Source organism: Lentisalinibacter salinarum (assembly GCF_040706555.1).
Lineage (GTDB): Bacteria > Pseudomonadota > Gammaproteobacteria > Steroidobacterales > Woeseiaceae > Lentisalinibacter > Lentisalinibacter salinarum.
Genome location: NZ_JAPDRH010000002.1, coordinates 193,129 through 207,708, shown reverse-complemented (window position 1 = coordinate 207,708; position 14,580 = coordinate 193,129). Strand labels below are relative to the sequence as shown.

The 14,580-nt window shown below is 66.8% G+C and carries 10 protein-coding genes; 5 read left to right on the top strand and 5 right to left on the bottom strand.

The genetic code is table 11. The annotated features are described in order from the left end of the window. Positions 1–12 precede the first annotated feature (12 nt). The gene (locus tag ACJMKZ_RS04055; protein WP_405231917.1) at positions 13–387 is read right to left on the bottom strand and encodes a nuclear transport factor 2 family protein; all 375 of its coding nucleotides are present in this window, start codon (positions 385–387) and stop codon (positions 13–15) included. Between the two features lie 253 nt (positions 388–640). Between ACJMKZ_RS04055 and ACJMKZ_RS04050 the strand changes: the two genes are divergently transcribed. The 4 genes from ACJMKZ_RS04050 to ACJMKZ_RS04035 all read left to right on the top strand — a co-directional run bounded on the left by ACJMKZ_RS04050 (position 641) and on the right by ACJMKZ_RS04035 (position 9,724). Next, positions 641–2,896, top strand: a complete 2,256-nt coding sequence (locus ACJMKZ_RS04050) for an OmcA/MtrC family decaheme c-type cytochrome (RefSeq protein ID WP_405231916.1) — start codon at positions 641–643, stop codon at positions 2,894–2,896. Positions 2,897–2,980: 84 nt separating this feature from the next. Next, complete coding sequence (locus tag ACJMKZ_RS04045; RefSeq protein ID WP_405231915.1) at positions 2,981–3,922, top strand: DmsE family decaheme c-type cytochrome; 942 nt, start codon at positions 2,981–2,983, stop codon at positions 3,920–3,922. A 4-nt stretch (positions 3,923–3,926) separates the two neighbouring features. Further along, positions 3,927–6,032: an MtrB/PioB family decaheme-associated outer membrane protein gene (locus ACJMKZ_RS04040; protein WP_405231914.1), complete on the top strand. Its 2,106-nt coding sequence runs from the start codon at positions 3,927–3,929 to the stop codon at positions 6,030–6,032. 20 nt (positions 6,033–6,052) lie between these two features. After that, complete coding sequence (locus tag ACJMKZ_RS04035; RefSeq protein WP_405231913.1) at positions 6,053–9,724, top strand: bifunctional proline dehydrogenase/L-glutamate gamma-semialdehyde dehydrogenase; 3,672 nt, start codon at positions 6,053–6,055, stop codon at positions 9,722–9,724. A 36-nt stretch (positions 9,725–9,760) separates the two neighbouring features. On the opposite strand, the gene ACJMKZ_RS04030 is transcribed toward ACJMKZ_RS04035, so the two are convergent. Genes ACJMKZ_RS04030 through ACJMKZ_RS04020 form a run of 3 tightly spaced genes read right to left on the bottom strand, consistent with a single transcriptional unit; the run spans position 9,761 to position 12,172 of the window. Then, positions 9,761–10,516: an SAM-dependent methyltransferase gene (locus ACJMKZ_RS04030; RefSeq protein ID WP_405231912.1), complete on the bottom strand. Its 756-nt coding sequence runs from the start codon at positions 10,514–10,516 to the stop codon at positions 9,761–9,763. A gap of 45 nt (positions 10,517–10,561) precedes the next feature. Beyond that, positions 10,562–10,954 carry a phosphate-starvation-inducible protein PsiE gene (locus ACJMKZ_RS04025; RefSeq protein ID WP_405231911.1) on the bottom strand — a complete coding sequence of 131 codons (393 nt, stop codon included), beginning with the start codon at positions 10,952–10,954 and terminating at the stop codon, positions 10,562–10,564. A gap of 60 nt (positions 10,955–11,014) precedes the next feature. Then, positions 11,015–12,172: an MFS transporter gene (locus tag ACJMKZ_RS04020; protein ID WP_405233131.1), complete on the bottom strand. Its 1,158-nt coding sequence runs from the start codon at positions 12,170–12,172 to the stop codon at positions 11,015–11,017. 207 nt (positions 12,173–12,379) lie between these two features. On the opposite strand from ACJMKZ_RS04020, the gene ACJMKZ_RS04015 reads away from it, so the two are divergent. Then, entirely contained in the window at positions 12,380–13,294 is a 915-nt protein-coding gene (locus tag ACJMKZ_RS04015) for a CHAD domain-containing protein (protein WP_405231910.1), read from the top strand. Between the two features lie 16 nt (positions 13,295–13,310). Here the strand turns inward: ACJMKZ_RS04015 and ACJMKZ_RS04010 are convergent, their stop codons facing one another. Continuing rightward, a complete protein-coding gene (locus ACJMKZ_RS04010; protein WP_405231909.1) occupies positions 13,311–14,543 on the bottom strand; it encodes a cation:proton antiporter in 1,233 nt (410 codons plus the stop codon). Between the last annotated feature and the right edge of the window lie 37 nt (positions 14,544–14,580).

Here is a 14,580-nt window from a genome sequence, read left to right as displayed (position 1 = left end):
TCCGCCGGGGCTTCAGTCAGCGTACAGCGGATTGAGGTCGGCGTAGATGCTGTAGCGCTGGATCAGGCCGTCGCTCAGCACGAAGACGTTGCAGAAGGGCAGGGTGATCTCGCTGCCGTCGAGCCGTCGATAGGTGACCGAGCCCTCGCAGACGACGCTGTCCTCGTCCTGCCAGCTGCGGTGCAGGCGGTGGCTGAGCCCGGCGATCGTGGCGAAGAACCCGACGGTCGCTTCTCGGATGGCCGCGTGGCCCCTGAGCGGCGCGGTCGAGCCGAAGCGGTAGGTGCAGTCCGACGTCATGAACTGCACGAAGGCGTCCGCGTCGGTGTCGTCAATCGTGCGGAACAGTTGCTCCAGCCAGTCGGCGAGGTCGTCTGCGTATCTCATTGTGGGCGGTTTCCTCGTAAGTCGCGCCGTGGCCGGACCGGCGACCGGCCGAATGTGACCAAATGTGGCGATTCTGCCACAGGAATATTCCGGGGTGTGCGATTCCGCAGCCTGCGCACCGTGTCATGGCTGCAACACCTATAGGTATATCCCGGTATGAAAGCGCCGGTATCCATCTGTTAGAAAGGACGCGCCAAACCAGTAGTTGGCACGCATTCGTGTGCCACTCAATGCAGCATAGGGGACGGTAGCGATGAAAGGCATCAACAGCACTGCAAGCCGCCTTGCAGTCATCCTGTTCTCGGCATTCCTGATGTGGGGATGCGAGGGCGACGACGGCGCACCCGGTCCGCAGGGCCCGCAGGGTGAACCGGGTACCTCGGGACCACCGGGGCCGTCAGCTCCGCCGTCTTCCAATACAGTGCCTGTCGACAGCGCCGAGCGGATCAACATCGAGGTCACCGAGGTCACCGTCCCCGCGGGTGGCGGCGCGCCCACCGTGGAGCTGCGCCTCACCGATGATCTGACCCGCGGCCTCACGGGACTGCCGGCGGGCGATATCCGCTTCGTGCTGGCGCAGCTGTCACCGCCGCCGGCCGGCAGCGGCCGCTCCGCCGAGTGGCAGAGCTACGTGACCCGCGACGACGGCGGTGTGCCGAACGTCCAGGCGACGACCGAGACGGCGACCGCCGGCACGTTCACCGACAACAGCGACGGCACCTATACCTATACGTTCGCGCAGGCGCTGACCGCCTATCCGGCGGGCCCGGCCTTCGATGCCACCAAGACCCACCGTCTCGGCATCGAGATCCGCGGACAGGCGCCGATCTCGTCGAACGGCATCTTCAACTTCGTGCCGGCGGGCGGCGCGCCGACGTTCACCTACGACGTGGTGGACAACGATACGTGTAACGCCTGTCATGACATCCTCGAATTTCACGGCGGTCCCCGAACGGACGTTACCTACTGCGTGACCTGCCACAACCCGTCGTCCATCGACGGCAACACCGGCAATTCCGTGGACATGAAGAGGATGATCCACAACATCCATGTCGGCCGGGACGGCTACGTGGTGATCGGTTTCCGCGATACGGTTCATGACTACTCCGACATCGAGTTCACTCAGGACGTGCGTAACTGCCAGACGTGTCATGAGGAGAGCGATGCGGATACGCCGGAGGCCAGCAACTGGCGACTGGTCGCCAACCGCGCCGCCTGCGGCACCTGTCACTACGACGTGGACGGCGCCGGCGATGCCGACGACGACTGGGCCATCGAGGAAGGCGAGCATCCGCCGGGTATCAACTTCGTGGACGATTCGCAGTGCCTGGATTGCCATGGGCCGAATTCGAATACGACGAATCCGGAAGGCGAGCTGGTGCGCACGGCCGAGATCCACAAGATTCCGGCGCTCGAGGCGAGCGACGATTTCGTCTACAACATCGAGGCCGTGCGTAACGTCGTGACCGGCGGGCTGGTGGAGGTCGATTACTCGATCACCGACCCGAGTGGCACGCCCTACGATCTGGACACGGATCCCGCCTTCACCAACTGCGGCAACCGGGCCAGCCGTCTCGAGGTGTTGATCGCCTGGACTACGGACGACTTCACCAACAGCGACAACGGTAACCAGAACGCCTCGCCGATAAGCCTGAACGCTCTCGGTGCGGACGTCGGGTGCGGCACGGGCACCGACGCGGACGGCGACGGCATCTACACGGTCGCTGCCTCCACACCGATCCCTGCGGGTCTCGGCGGCTCGCAGACACTGGCGGTGGCCATCGAGGGCCATCCTGCGGGCGACTTCGACGGCGACGGCAACTACACGGATCGCGTGCCGGTGACCAACGCCATCGACTACTTCGGTATCGACGGGGTCGACGCCGTGCCGCGGCGCAACGCAGTGGCTATCGAGAAGTGCGACGAGTGCCACAAGCAGCTCTCGCTGCACGGCAACAACCGCACGGACGTGCCGGAAGTCTGCGCAACCTGCCACAATCCGAACGCCACCGATATCAATCGTCGTGTCGCCGATTCGGACTGCGTGACGGTGCTCGGCACGGATGATCAGTCGATCGATCTGAAGAACATGATCCATGGTATCCATGCCGGCAACATTGGTGTGTGCGGTTTTGGTAACAGCGATCATCCGTACTTCGACGTGGTCTACCCGGGCAGGCTGAACAACTGCGAGGGTTGCCACGAGCCGGATGCCTACTATCCGGTGGATCCGGGCGAGATCCTGGGCACGACGGTCGACGCCAACGACCCGGCGACGCCGATCGACGACGTGGTCGTCTCGCCGAACAGCTCGGTCTGCTCCAGCTGCCACACGAGCGATCTGGCTCGCGAGCACATGGTGCAGAACGGCGGCGACTTCAACGCGACGAAGGCGGCGGATTCCACGCTGATCTCCTCCGGCGTCGAGACCTGCAACGTCTGCCACGGCCCCGGCCGCTCGGCTGACGTGGGCGAGGTCCACGGCGTCGGCGAGTTCCAGTTCAACTGACGGAGCGGGGGCGTCCGGTGACGGGCGCCCCCGGTTCCCGATGCCCGCTGCCCTCGCAACCCGCAGCCGCAGAGACGTAACGCAATGAAAGCATCCATCCTCATCCGCCTGGCCGTCCTGGGCACGGTACTGGCGTTTCCGTCGTTATCGTCCGCGCAGGACGAAGCCGGCGCCGAACCCGAATACAGCCGCGACGGCGCCGATACCTGTCTCAGGTGTCACCGCGACCAGGAGACCCTGGGGGTGTTCCGCACGCCCCACGGCGTGCCCACCGACGAGCGCAGCCCGTTCGGGCACAACCAGCTTCAGTGCGAGGCCTGTCACGGGCCGGGCGGCGAGCACACCGGGCGCGTGCGTCGGGGCGACCCGCGCCCGCCGGTGGTCTACTTCGGCTCCGACGAGAAGGCCGCGCCGGTGGAGAAGCAGAACGCCATGTGCCTCGGCTGCCACGAGTCCACGGTGCCCGTCACCTGGCACGGCACGCCCCACGACGCCAACGAGGTCGCCTGCGCGGACTGTCACAGCTCGCACAAGCCGGACGACCCGGTGCTCGCCACTTCCTCCCAGGCGCAGGTGTGCTACGACTGCCACCGCACCCAGGAGATCGCGGCGAAGAAGCCCTACGCCCATCCGCTGGACGAAGGCAAGATGGACTGCACGTCCTGCCACAGCCCGCACGGCACCACCGCGGAGCTGCAGATGGCGCGCCAGACGGTGAACGACACCTGCTGGCAGTGCCATGCGGAGACCCGCGGCCCGTTCATCTGGGAGCATGCCCCGGTGTCCGAGGACTGCACCAACTGCCACGAGCCCCACGGCTCGAGCCACCCGGGCATGGTCAGCCTGCGCGGGCCGATGCTCTGCCAGAGCTGTCACTCCCAGGCCGGCCACCCGAGCGTCACGAGCACGCCGGACGGTCTGCCGGGCGGCACACCTTCACGCCTGCTGCTGGGCCAGAACTGTCTGAACTGCCACACCCAGGTGCACGGTTCCAATCATCCTTCGGGATCCAAGTTGATGCGGTGACGTGATGAGCAAGCTCTCCAGAATACAAACCCTCGCGCCGGCCCTCGCGACCCTGCTGGCGCTCTCGGTCCCCGGCGGACCGGCGCTTGCCGCACCGGACACCAGTTCGTGGAAATGCGAACGCTGCCCGTTCGAGCAAGGCTATACCGCCGACACGGAGGTGGGCGCCACGAACGTGAGCGACGATGCGTTCCGCCACGGTAACTACACCGGCTACGACGAGTCCGGCGTCTATCCGAACCTCGACGGCCGGGGCCGCTACGCCGGCGACGGCTATCAGCTCAAGTGGATGGCGGAGGATCTGGGCCTCGACTCGCGGGTGTTCGGCCTGGAAGGCGGCCGCCAGGGCACCTTCGGTTTCGACCTCGGCTACCGGGAGATCCCGGAGCGGGTATTCGACACGACGGTGACGCCCTACGTCCAGAGCGGCGACAGTCTGCTCACGCTGCCCTCCGGCTGGGTGGACGCGTTCAGTACCGACGGCATGACGGCACTGCCCGGCGCGTTGCGCGGACAGAACATCGAGAGCGACCGCCAAATCCTGACGGTGGGCGGCGAGTACCTGCCGTCGCCGCGCCTGCGGCTGTTCGCCGACTACCGGCGGCAGGAGCAGGATGGCACCGCCATCTCGACGGGTTCGCTGTTCACCAATGCGGTGTACCTGCCGCGCCCGTTCGACTACTCCACCGACGAGGTGGACCTGGGCGCACGCTACAGCCTGGGCGCCGGCCAGGTGACGCTGGCCTACTACGGCTCGTTCTTCCAGAATCAGGGCGTCGGCCTCACCTGGGATAATCCCTTCACCGGTGTGGATCAGGGCAGGAACGGCGAGCCCGCCGACAGCAAGTTCCAGCAGGTGAGCCTGTCCGCCAGTTACGCCTGGGTGGACTACGCGACCACGGCGAGCTTTGTCGCCGCGCTGGGACGGGGCGAGCAGGACGACTACCTGTTGCCCTACACCATCAATGGCAATCTGCAGTCGCCGGCGCTGCCGACGCGCTCGCTCGATGCGGAGGTGGACACGACCAAGCTGGGCCTCACGGTCACCTCCCGCCCGCTGCCGAAGGCGAGCGTTCGCTTCGCCTGGCACTACGACGAGCGTGACAACCAGACGCCGCAGTTCACCTGGACCCGGGTGATCACGGATCTGTTTCCGACGAACGACGCCGAGACGAACACGCCCTACAGTTTCGAGCGGTCCCGCTTCTCCCTGAGCGGCGACTACGACCTGCTGGACAGCCTGACGGTGGCCGCGGGCGTGGAGCGCTACACCATCGACCGCACCTTCCAGGAGGTGGAGTCCCAGGACGAGGATACCGGCTGGGGCAAGCTCGCCTGGCGGCCCAGCGGCTGGTTCGAACTGAGCGCCAAGGGCGGCGTCGCCGAGCGCGAGGCCGACGGCTACGATACCGGTCTTGCGGCCGGCTTCGGACAGAATCCGCTGCTCCGGAAGTATCACCTGGCGTATCGTTATCGCGAGTTCGGCGAGGTGACCGCCATCGCGACGGTGCCGGAGAAGCCGATCTCGTTCGCGGGCACGGCGTTCTATGCCGAGGACAGCTACACGAAGTCGCTGCTCGGGCTGCGCGAGAGCACCGACATGCGCATCGCGGGCGACATGAGCTGGTCGGCCACGGAGAAAGCGTCGCTGTATCTGCATGCGGGCTATCAGGAGATCGAGTCCGATCAGGTAGGCAGCGAGGCCTTCGGTATCCCCGACTGGCAGGCGCTGCACCAGGACGAGTTCACCACCTTCGGTTTCGGCCTCAGGGCCGCGGAGCTGACCGAGAACATCGAACTGACGTTCGACTACAGCCGCGCCCTCGGCACCACGATCATCAGTGTCGACAACAGCTTCTTCCCGGACCTCGAGTCCACGCTGGATTCCGTGCGCCTGGAGCTGGCCTGGCGCTCGTCCGAGCGGATGGAGTGGAGCGCGGAGGTGCGCTACGAGAACTTCTCCACCGAGGACTGGGCCATCGCCGGCCTGGAGCCGACGACTCTGCCGACGGTGCTGACCTTCGGCGCCGACCCGTATGACTACAACGTCCTCCTGTTCGGCCTCGGCTTCCGCTACCACATCGGCGAGCTGGAGATCGGCGGCGACTAGGAGCGCGACGAGGGTGTGACATGGCCGGCAAATCCGCGCAGCCACTGACGAGCGACCTCTCGACCCTGCTGGCGGATCTGCCGTTCGACGAGAACGCGGAAGCGCCAGCGCTTGCCCAGCAGGCGGTGGCGCTCGCACGTCTGCTCCAGCGCCGCGCGACGGAGCTGCAGACCCCGGCCGAGCGCAAGCAGCAGCACGAACTCGCCCGCATGATGGCCTCGCCTCACGACAAGGCGACGCTGATGCAGATGACCGACCAGTCCATGCGCTCGCACCGCGCGCGCCGCGCGGTCGATCAATTGACCCATATACTTGACGTGCAGGGCGTGCCCCGGTTCTTCACGCCCTTCGACCGCGCGATGCTGCGTGGCTTCCAGTCCTTCGGCGGCTGGCTGCCCGGCGTCGCCGTGCCGCTGGTGCAGGACAAGATGCGCCAGGAGACGGCCAATGTGATCCTGCCCGCCGAGGAGGACGTGCTGCCGAAGCATCTCCAGGCCCGGCAGAAGACCGGCCTGCGCATGAACGTGAATTTCCTCGGCGAGGCGCTGCTCGGCGAGGAGGCGGCGAAGGCACGGGTCGCCGGCTATCTGGCGGCGCTGGCCAGGCCCGAGATCGAATGCATCTCGGTGAAGGCCTCCACCATCTATTCCCAGGTCTCCTCGCTCGCCTTCGAGAACACCGTGGAGGTGCTGAGCGATCGGCTGGAGACACTCTATCGGGAGGCCGCGGCGCGGCGCTTCACCCGCAGCGACGGCACCGAGGTGCCCAAGTTCGTCTACCTGGACATGGAAGAGTACCGGGACATGAGCGTCACCTCGGAGGCGTTCATGCGCGCACTGGAGCGCCCGGGCCTCGAGCAGACGGGTGCCGGCATCGCGCTGCAGGCCTACATCCCGGATTCATACCTCGTGCAGAAGCGTATCAACAGCTGGGCGCGGCGACGGGTGGCGGCCGGCGGCGCGCCGGTGACCATCCGGCTGGTGAAGGGCGCGAACCTCGAGATGGAGCGGGTGGAGGCCTCCATCCGCGGCTGGCCCCAGGCGCCGTACAAGACCAAGGCCGAGGTGGATGCCAACTTCAAGCGCATGCTGCACGAGGGCATGGTCCCGGAGAGCCTGGTGGCCGTGCATCTCGGCGTCGCCTCCCACAACCTGTTCGACGTGGCCTACGCGCTGATCCTCGCCGCCCGCGAGGGCGCGCTCAGCCGGGTGCAGTTCGAGATGCTGGAGGGCATGGCCAATCACCAGCGCCGGGCCCTGAACGAGCTCACCGAGAATCTGCTCCTGTACGCGCCGGCCACGAAGGGCGAGGACTTCATCCACGCCATCGGCTACCTGGTGCGCCGGCTCGACGAGAACACCGGCCCGGACAACTTCCTGGCCCATTCCTTCCGCATCGAAGTGGGCAGCGAGGAATGGCAGGAGCTGGAGCAGCAGTTCCTGGCCTCGTTCCTGCTGATCGACACCCTGTCCGACGGGCCGCGCCGCACCCAGGACCGCCGCATCGAGGAGCGGGGGCCGGTGACCGCGGCGCCGGAGCTCGCCACGTTCACCAACGAGCCCGACACCGACTTCTCGCTGCCCCAGAACGTAGAGTGGGCGAAGACGCTGATCGAGGAGTGGTCGGCGGTGCGCGGCGATGCGTCCATGGAACTGCCGCTGGTGATCGCCGGCGAGGAGCGGCGCGGCGATCGCGCCCGCAAGGAATGCCGCGACCCGTCCCGCCCCGGCGAGGTGGCGGCGTGCTACCCGGACGCCACGGCGACCGACCTCGAGGACGCGCTCGCCTGCGCCGAGGCGGATCCGGCCGGCTGGCGGTCACGCTCGCCGGAGGAGCGCTGCGCGATACTCGGCGAGGTGGCCGAGAATCTGCGGCTGGCCCGCTCACGCCTGATCGGTGCCGCCATGGCGGACGGCGGCAAGACCATCCCCGAGTCGGACCCGGAGGTCAGCGAGGCCATCGACTTCGTGGAGTTCTACCGGCGCAGCGCGCTGTACTTCCATCGCCTGCCGGGGGTGGAAGCGCAGCCGAAGGGCGTGGTGGCCGTGGTGCCCCCCTGGAATTTCCCCATCGCCATCCCCTGCGGCGGCGTGGCTTCCGCGCTCGCCGCCGGCAACTGCGTCATCCTGAAGCCGGCCTCGGCCACCGTGCTGGTGGCCTGGGAACTGGCGCAGGCCTTCTGGGCCGCCGGCGTTCCGAAAGAGGCGCTGCAGTTCATGCCCTGCCGGGGCTCGGACGTGGGCGCGCAGCTCGTCGCCGATGCGCGGGTGGATGCCGTCATCCTGACCGGCGGCACGGACACGGCGCTCACCATGCTGGACGCGCGCCCCGACATGAACCTCATGGCCGAGACCGGCGGCAAGGACGCGACGATTGTTACCGCCATGGCCGACCGGGACCAGGCGGTCGCGAACATCCTGCACTCGGCGTTCAGCCACAGCGGCCAGAAGTGCTCGGCGACGAGCCTGCTGGTGCTGGAGGAGGAGGTCTACGCCGACGAGGAATTCCGGCGCATGCTGAGCGATGCGGTGGAGAGTCTGCCGGTGGGGCCCGCGTGGGACCGGCGCACGAGGGTGGGTCCCCTGGTGACACCGCCGGGCGAGGACCTGCACCGTGCACTGACCACGCTGGAACCCGGCGAGGAATGGGCGGTGGAACCCGGCCTGGATCCCGACAACCCGCAGCTCTGGTCACCGGGAGTGAAATACGGCGTGACGCCGGGCAGCTACACCCACATGACCGAGTTCTTCGGGCCGGTGCTGGCGGTGATGATGGCCCGTGACCTCGACCAGGCCATCGAGTTCGTGAACCAGACCGGTTACGGGCTGACCTCCGGCATCGAGAGCCTGGACGATCGCGAGCAGGCCGAGTGGAAGGACGCCATAGCCGCAGGCAATCTGTACGTGAACCGGGTGACCACCGGCGCGGTGGTGCTGCGCCAGCCCTTCGGCGGCTTCGGCAAGTCGGCCTTCGGCCCCGGCATAAAGGCGGGCGGACCGAACTACGTGGCCCAGCTGATGGATTTCAAGGACAGGGACCTCGAAGAGACGGCCGTGACGGAGGGTCCGGTGGCGCAGTTCCAGCAGGCGCTTGCGGACGTACGCGGCAGCTCGTCGTTCCCCGACCACGAGGTCGACCGGCTCATCCGCGCCTGTTCGAGCTACCAACGCAATTACCGCGAGGAATTCGGCCGCGAGCACGACCACTTCCGGCTGCTCGGGCAGGACAATATCCGCCGTTACCTGCCGGTGCCGGTGGTGCGCATCCGCGTGCATCCCGACGACAGCGTATTCGAGATCTACGCCCGTGCGGTCGCGGCGCACGTGGTCGGGGCGAGAGCCGTCGTAAGCGTGCCGCCGGGTACGGACAGCACCGTGGTGGAGCGGCTGGAGACGCTGACGGAGTCCTGGGCAGGCGGCATCGAGTTCGTGCGCGAGTCCGACGAGGACCTGGTGCGGATGATGCGCGCCGGCACCGTGGGCCGGCTACGCTACGCGCGCCCGGATCGGGTGCCGGAGGCGCTGTTGCGGGCGTCCGCCAGGACCGGCGTCTACATCGTGCGCACGCCGGTGCTGGCCGAAGGCCGCATCGAGCTGATCTGGTACCTGCGCGAGCAGAGCATCAGCGACAACTACCACCGCTACGGCAACCTGGGCGAACACGGCGCAGAGGGACGGGCGGAACCGCTCTGAGGCGCCGAGCGACAGCCCGCCGGTGGCGCTGGCAAATCACCCATCCACCTTCCGCGCGACGTAGTAACCATAGCTGACGAAGGCCTTGTGGCGTTCGTACAGCGAGATCTCGGTTTCCTCGGCGGCCACCACCGCCCTTGCCGCCTCCGAATTATCGTGCCGATCCAGAAAGGCCGGGAAGCGCGTCTGCATCGGCCTATAGTAGTTGTCGAGCCAGCAGTGCTCGGCTAGCGGGAAATACCCGATCGGCGAGAAGCCGAGGCGCTCGAGGACGGCCATCTTTCCCGAGGCCGTGTCCACCTCGGGGTATTCGTGCTCCCAGTGCCTCTCCAGCTCTTCGGGGCGGCGGCCGGTCAGCCAGGTCAGTTCCGATACCGCGAGGATGCCGTTCGGCTTCAGATATGCGCGCCACGCCTGGACTCCGGCGGTGAAGCCCATGTTGTAGATGGCGCCCTCGGCCCAGATGGCGTCGTACGCGGCTTCATCGAAGGGCAGCGACTCCATGGAGGCGGAAAGTGTCGTGATGCGATCGGCGACTCCGGCGCGCTCAGCCGCATCCTCGAGTCCGGCCAGGAACTCCGGCAGCAAATCGACGGCCGTGATGTCTGCGTCGAGTTCTTCGGCCAGCACGAGCGTGGCGGCGCCGGTACCGCATCCGATGTCCGCGATCCTCAGGTCCGCGGTTCCCTTCAGGCCGGAAAGGACGACGGCAAGACGGGTTTCGGCGTCGCCGCCCGGGCCCTGGCGCCGGCTGTCCCTGTGCAGATCGATCAGGAGCTGGAGGGCGTCCAACGTTATCGGCTTTCTATCGGCTATCTATCGGCTCTGAATCCGCAATCAGTCGGGAGCGCGAGGTTCGTCGCCGATCGATTGCGCCTTCACGACTGTCGATTGCAGTGCAAGAGCTGCGAGACCCAGGATGAAGATCGCCCCGGCCTCGAACAGGATGGTTTCGGGCGCCATATCCTTGCTCTGCAGGACAATGAGCCGGGACAGGGCCGTGATAGCGATGAACAGCGGGTATAGCACCGGTATCTGTCGGCTCCGGTAAAAGACGCCGACCATCGAGATGACCTCGGTATAGAGAAACAGAAGTAGGATGTCTGCAATCGCTATGGTGCGATTGTTCCATACGGTTGCCAGTTCGATCATTACCGCACCGACGGTCATGATCACGATCAGGATGAGGATCGCCTGCTCAATCGCTTCAATTATCTTCGAAACGCTCACGTGGCCTCCTGGCGCTCCGTCTGAGGTGAGGTCCGGAATATATCAGATGGCACCGCCGCATCACCGCAGCCGCCGCACCCACACCGCCATCGCGATGCACACGGCCGCGAGGGACCACAGCGGATAGCGATAGTCGCCGGTGGCGTCCACCAGCACGCCGAAGAGCACCGGGCCCAGCACGCCGCCGACCTGGGCGGCCGTGAAGAACAGGCCGCCGGCCGCGCCCATGTTGTCGCTGTTGATGCGCCGGCTCTCCATGAGCAGCAGCATGGCGATGGGGAAGATGCAGCTGCGGGAGATGCCCTGCAGCACCAGGCTGGTGGTCATCAGCGCCCGGGACTCGCTGTAGAGGCCGAGCAGGGATATGGCGCCGACAACGCAGAGCAGCGCGAACAGCGTGGCCCGGCGCGGGCCTATCGCCAGGCGGGGGATGACGAGCGTGGCGACGATGCCGACGGCCACCGGCACGGCCGACCAGGCGCCGGCGGCGGCCAGGCTGTAGCCCAGCGAATGGACGGTCTCCGGCAGCCAGGCCCCCATGGAGTGGGCGAACAGGAAGACGCCGGCTGCCAGCAGCAGCACGTTGCGCACCGAGGGATAACGAACGAGTTCGGCCACCAGGCTCACGTCGATCATCGCCTCACCCGGGCTGCGGCGCTGGCCGAGACGGCTGGTGGGCCGCGTCATGATGGCGAACCAGATGAGCGCAGCCGCCAGCAGGACCGCGGCATAGATCAGGAAGACGGTGCGCCAGCGATAGTCCACCAGGGGCATCAGCACGGCGTTGCTGAGGATGAGGCCGAGGATGCTGCCGATGGCGGTGCTGGAGGTATAGATGCCCATCGCGAAGCCGCGGGAAGCGTCGTCGAACCAGCGGCGCACGAGTTTCGGGGCCCCGATGGAGATCAGCGGGCCGCCGACGCCGTAGACCATCATCGCAATCAGCAGGGTCCAGTAGTCATCGGCGAGCGCCCGCAGCGCTGCCGAGGCGGCCAGGATCAGGGCGGCGGCCAGCAGGCAGGGCCTGAGTCCGAAGCGGTCGAGCAGCGAACCCGCCGGGATGGCCGTGAAGAGATACACGAACTGCCAGGCACCGAGGATAGTGCCCATCGCCGCGCCGGACAGACCGAGGTCGACGCGGATGGGCGTGACCAGCGCCGCTGTGGCCGCCATCAGCAGGCCGAAGCAGCCGTACAGCAGCGACACGCCGGCCAGCATCACCCAGCGGAAGCCGCTGCGCTCGGGGGAGACGGCATCGGGTGAAGTTACGCTCTGGTTTCCGGGTTCCGGTGAAGTCAGGGTCGGGGATCCGCGTCGGTGGCCGCCCAATGATAGCGGGGACAGACGGATCGTGCCGCGGGCGGGCCGGCTTCCCCGTATTTATCGCTGCTGCGGCGGTATGCCACAGTCGGGTGAACGTGAGCGATGGAGAACCCGCCTATGGCCTACCGGCTGCTCGGAAACGAAACCACCGGGGAATTCCTGAAACGTGTGGCCAGCGAACAGGTCGCGAAGGCGATAGAGGATCTGGAGGGCGCGGACGACGACCTGCACGAGGCGGTGCACGAGTTCCGCAAACGCTGCAAGAAGATCCGCGGTCTCATCCGGCTGGTGCGGCCGGACTTCCCCGACTACGCCGCCGAAAACGCCTGGTTCCGGGATCTGGCCGGCGAACTCTCCGCTCTGCGCGATGCCACCTCGATGCAGGAATCCGTCGCCGCCCTGATGGAGCATTACGCGGACGATCTGGACGAGGACGCCTACGCCGGCATCGATGCATGGCTCGGCAAGCGGCGCGAGACCATGACGGAGGAGCGCGATGCGAGGGAGAAGATCGACTTGATTCGCGCCGAGCTGCCGGAGGCGCTGGCACGCATCGAAGGCTGGCGGCTCGATTCGGGCGGGGCGGACGCGCTCGAGGCGGGTCTTGCGAAGACCTACAAGCGGGCTCGCAGGGCGATGGCGTCGGCGGCAGACGACGGCACGTCACGCGACTTCCACGAGTGGCGCAAGCGGGTGAAGTACCACCGCTACCATCTGCGGCTGCTGACGCCGATCTGGCCGAAGGTGACCAAGGCGCGCTACAAGGAGACGAAACGCCTGAGCGATCTCCTCGGCGACGACCACGATCTCGCCGTGTTGCGCGCGACGCTGGAAGAAGAGGCCGGCGGGGCCGCCGACGAGCGCGCTGCGCTGATCGCCCTCAGCCGGCGCCGCAGCGCCGAGCTGCGGGCGCAAGCGTGGAGCCTCGGGCGCCGTCTCTTCGTCGAGGAGCAGGAACGCTATGCCGCGCGCATGCGGGCGCTGATCGAGATTCGCAATGAGGAGTGCCCGCGCTGAGTCGCCGGACGCCGCCTCACCCGTTGTCGCGATTGCCCAGCAGGAAGCGCAGCCAGATCGGCGAGAGTACCGTGGTCACGATGGCCATGATCACGATGGCCGAGAACAGGCTGCCTACGATTTCCGGCACCGGCTCCGGATGGGAGAACAACCCGGCCTCGAGCGCGATCCCCGCCACGATCAGCTCGACGGCACCTCTCGCGTTCATGCCGACTCCGGCGGCGAGAGACTCCCGGTTGGAGAGGCCGGTCATCCTGGCAGCGAGCCCTGCGCCCGCCAGTTTGCCGACGAACGCGACGGCGATCAGTGCCAGCAGGAATCCGGGCACGGCCGTGATGGCCGCCAGGTCGATAGCCATGCCGATGGAGGCGAAGAATATCGGTGCGAGAAACCCGGCCGTGAAGGTGCGGGTACGCTCGAAGAGTTCCTCGTGTATCTCCGGGTCGATGGTTTCCCGCTTGAAGAACAGCCCTGCCGCGTAGGCACCGAGGATGAAATGCATGCCGAGCTGCTCGGCGAGAAGTGCCAGCCCGAAGCCCCAGGCCATGAGCAGGCTGAATTCGATATGGCCGATCTGCAGGCGTTCGGTCAGGCGTCCCGTCAAGGGCATGAGATAGCGTCCGGCCAAGGTCACCAGCACGAAGAAAAGCAGCACCTTGCCGCCCAGGGACAGCAACGTCGACGCGGTGACGCCGCCGCCGGTCTGCAGGAGGGCCGTGAGTACGGCGAGGAGGAACAGGCTGATGATGTCGTCGAAGACCGCCGCGGAAACGATGATCTTGCCGACGGCCGTGCCCTGCTTGCCGAGATCCATGAGCGCTGCGATGGTGATGGGTACTGCCGTCACCGATAGCGCGACGCCGACGAACAGCGTCTGGGCGAAGCGCCAATCGGATTCCGGCAGCCAGACCCAGGCGATTCCCATGCCGAGCGCAAGCGGCAGGACCATGCCGCCTATCGCGACCGCCGCTGCGGAGCTCGAGGCCTCGGTGAGGTCCTTCGGCCGCATCTCCATGCCGGCCACCAGCATGAGGAAGAAGATGCCCAGCTCCGTGATGGCCTTGAAGACCTCGTTATGATTCACGTCGGCGAGCACGGGAAAGGTGTCGCTGAACGAGGTGGCCACGATGCCGAGGATGACGCCGCCCAGCAGTTCGCCGACGAGGACCGGCTGACCGAAGCGGGTGGCGCACTCGCCGAAGACGCGGGTGACGAGAAGCAGTACGAGCAGAATGTAGAAGAGTTCCATAGGCTCTCGTGCGGCTTGAACGCAGTCATTATGGCAT

Excerpts from the sequence above, each read along its gene's own strand:
- ACJMKZ_RS04045 (WP_405231915.1), top strand. The coding sequence starts at position 2,981 with ATGAAAGCATCCATCCTCATCCGCCTGGCCGTCCTGGGCACGGTACTG.
- ACJMKZ_RS04020 (WP_405233131.1), bottom strand. The coding sequence starts at position 12,172 with ATGCTGGCCGGCGTGTCGCTGCTGTACGGCTGCTTCGGCCTGCTGATG.
- ACJMKZ_RS04040 (WP_405231914.1), top strand. The coding sequence starts at position 3,927 with ATGAGCAAGCTCTCCAGAATACAAACCCTCGCGCCGGCCCTCGCGACC.
- ACJMKZ_RS04015 (WP_405231910.1), top strand. The coding sequence starts at position 12,380 with ATGGAGAACCCGCCTATGGCCTACCGGCTGCTCGGAAACGAAACCACC.
- ACJMKZ_RS04050 (WP_405231916.1), top strand. The coding sequence starts at position 641 with ATGAAAGGCATCAACAGCACTGCAAGCCGCCTTGCAGTCATCCTGTTC.
- ACJMKZ_RS04035 (WP_405231913.1), top strand. The coding sequence starts at position 6,053 with ATGGCCGGCAAATCCGCGCAGCCACTGACGAGCGACCTCTCGACCCTG.
- ACJMKZ_RS04055 (WP_405231917.1), bottom strand. The coding sequence starts at position 387 with ATGAGATACGCAGACGACCTCGCCGACTGGCTGGAGCAACTGTTCCGC.
- ACJMKZ_RS04010 (WP_405231909.1), bottom strand. The coding sequence starts at position 14,543 with ATGGAACTCTTCTACATTCTGCTCGTACTGCTTCTCGTCACCCGCGTC.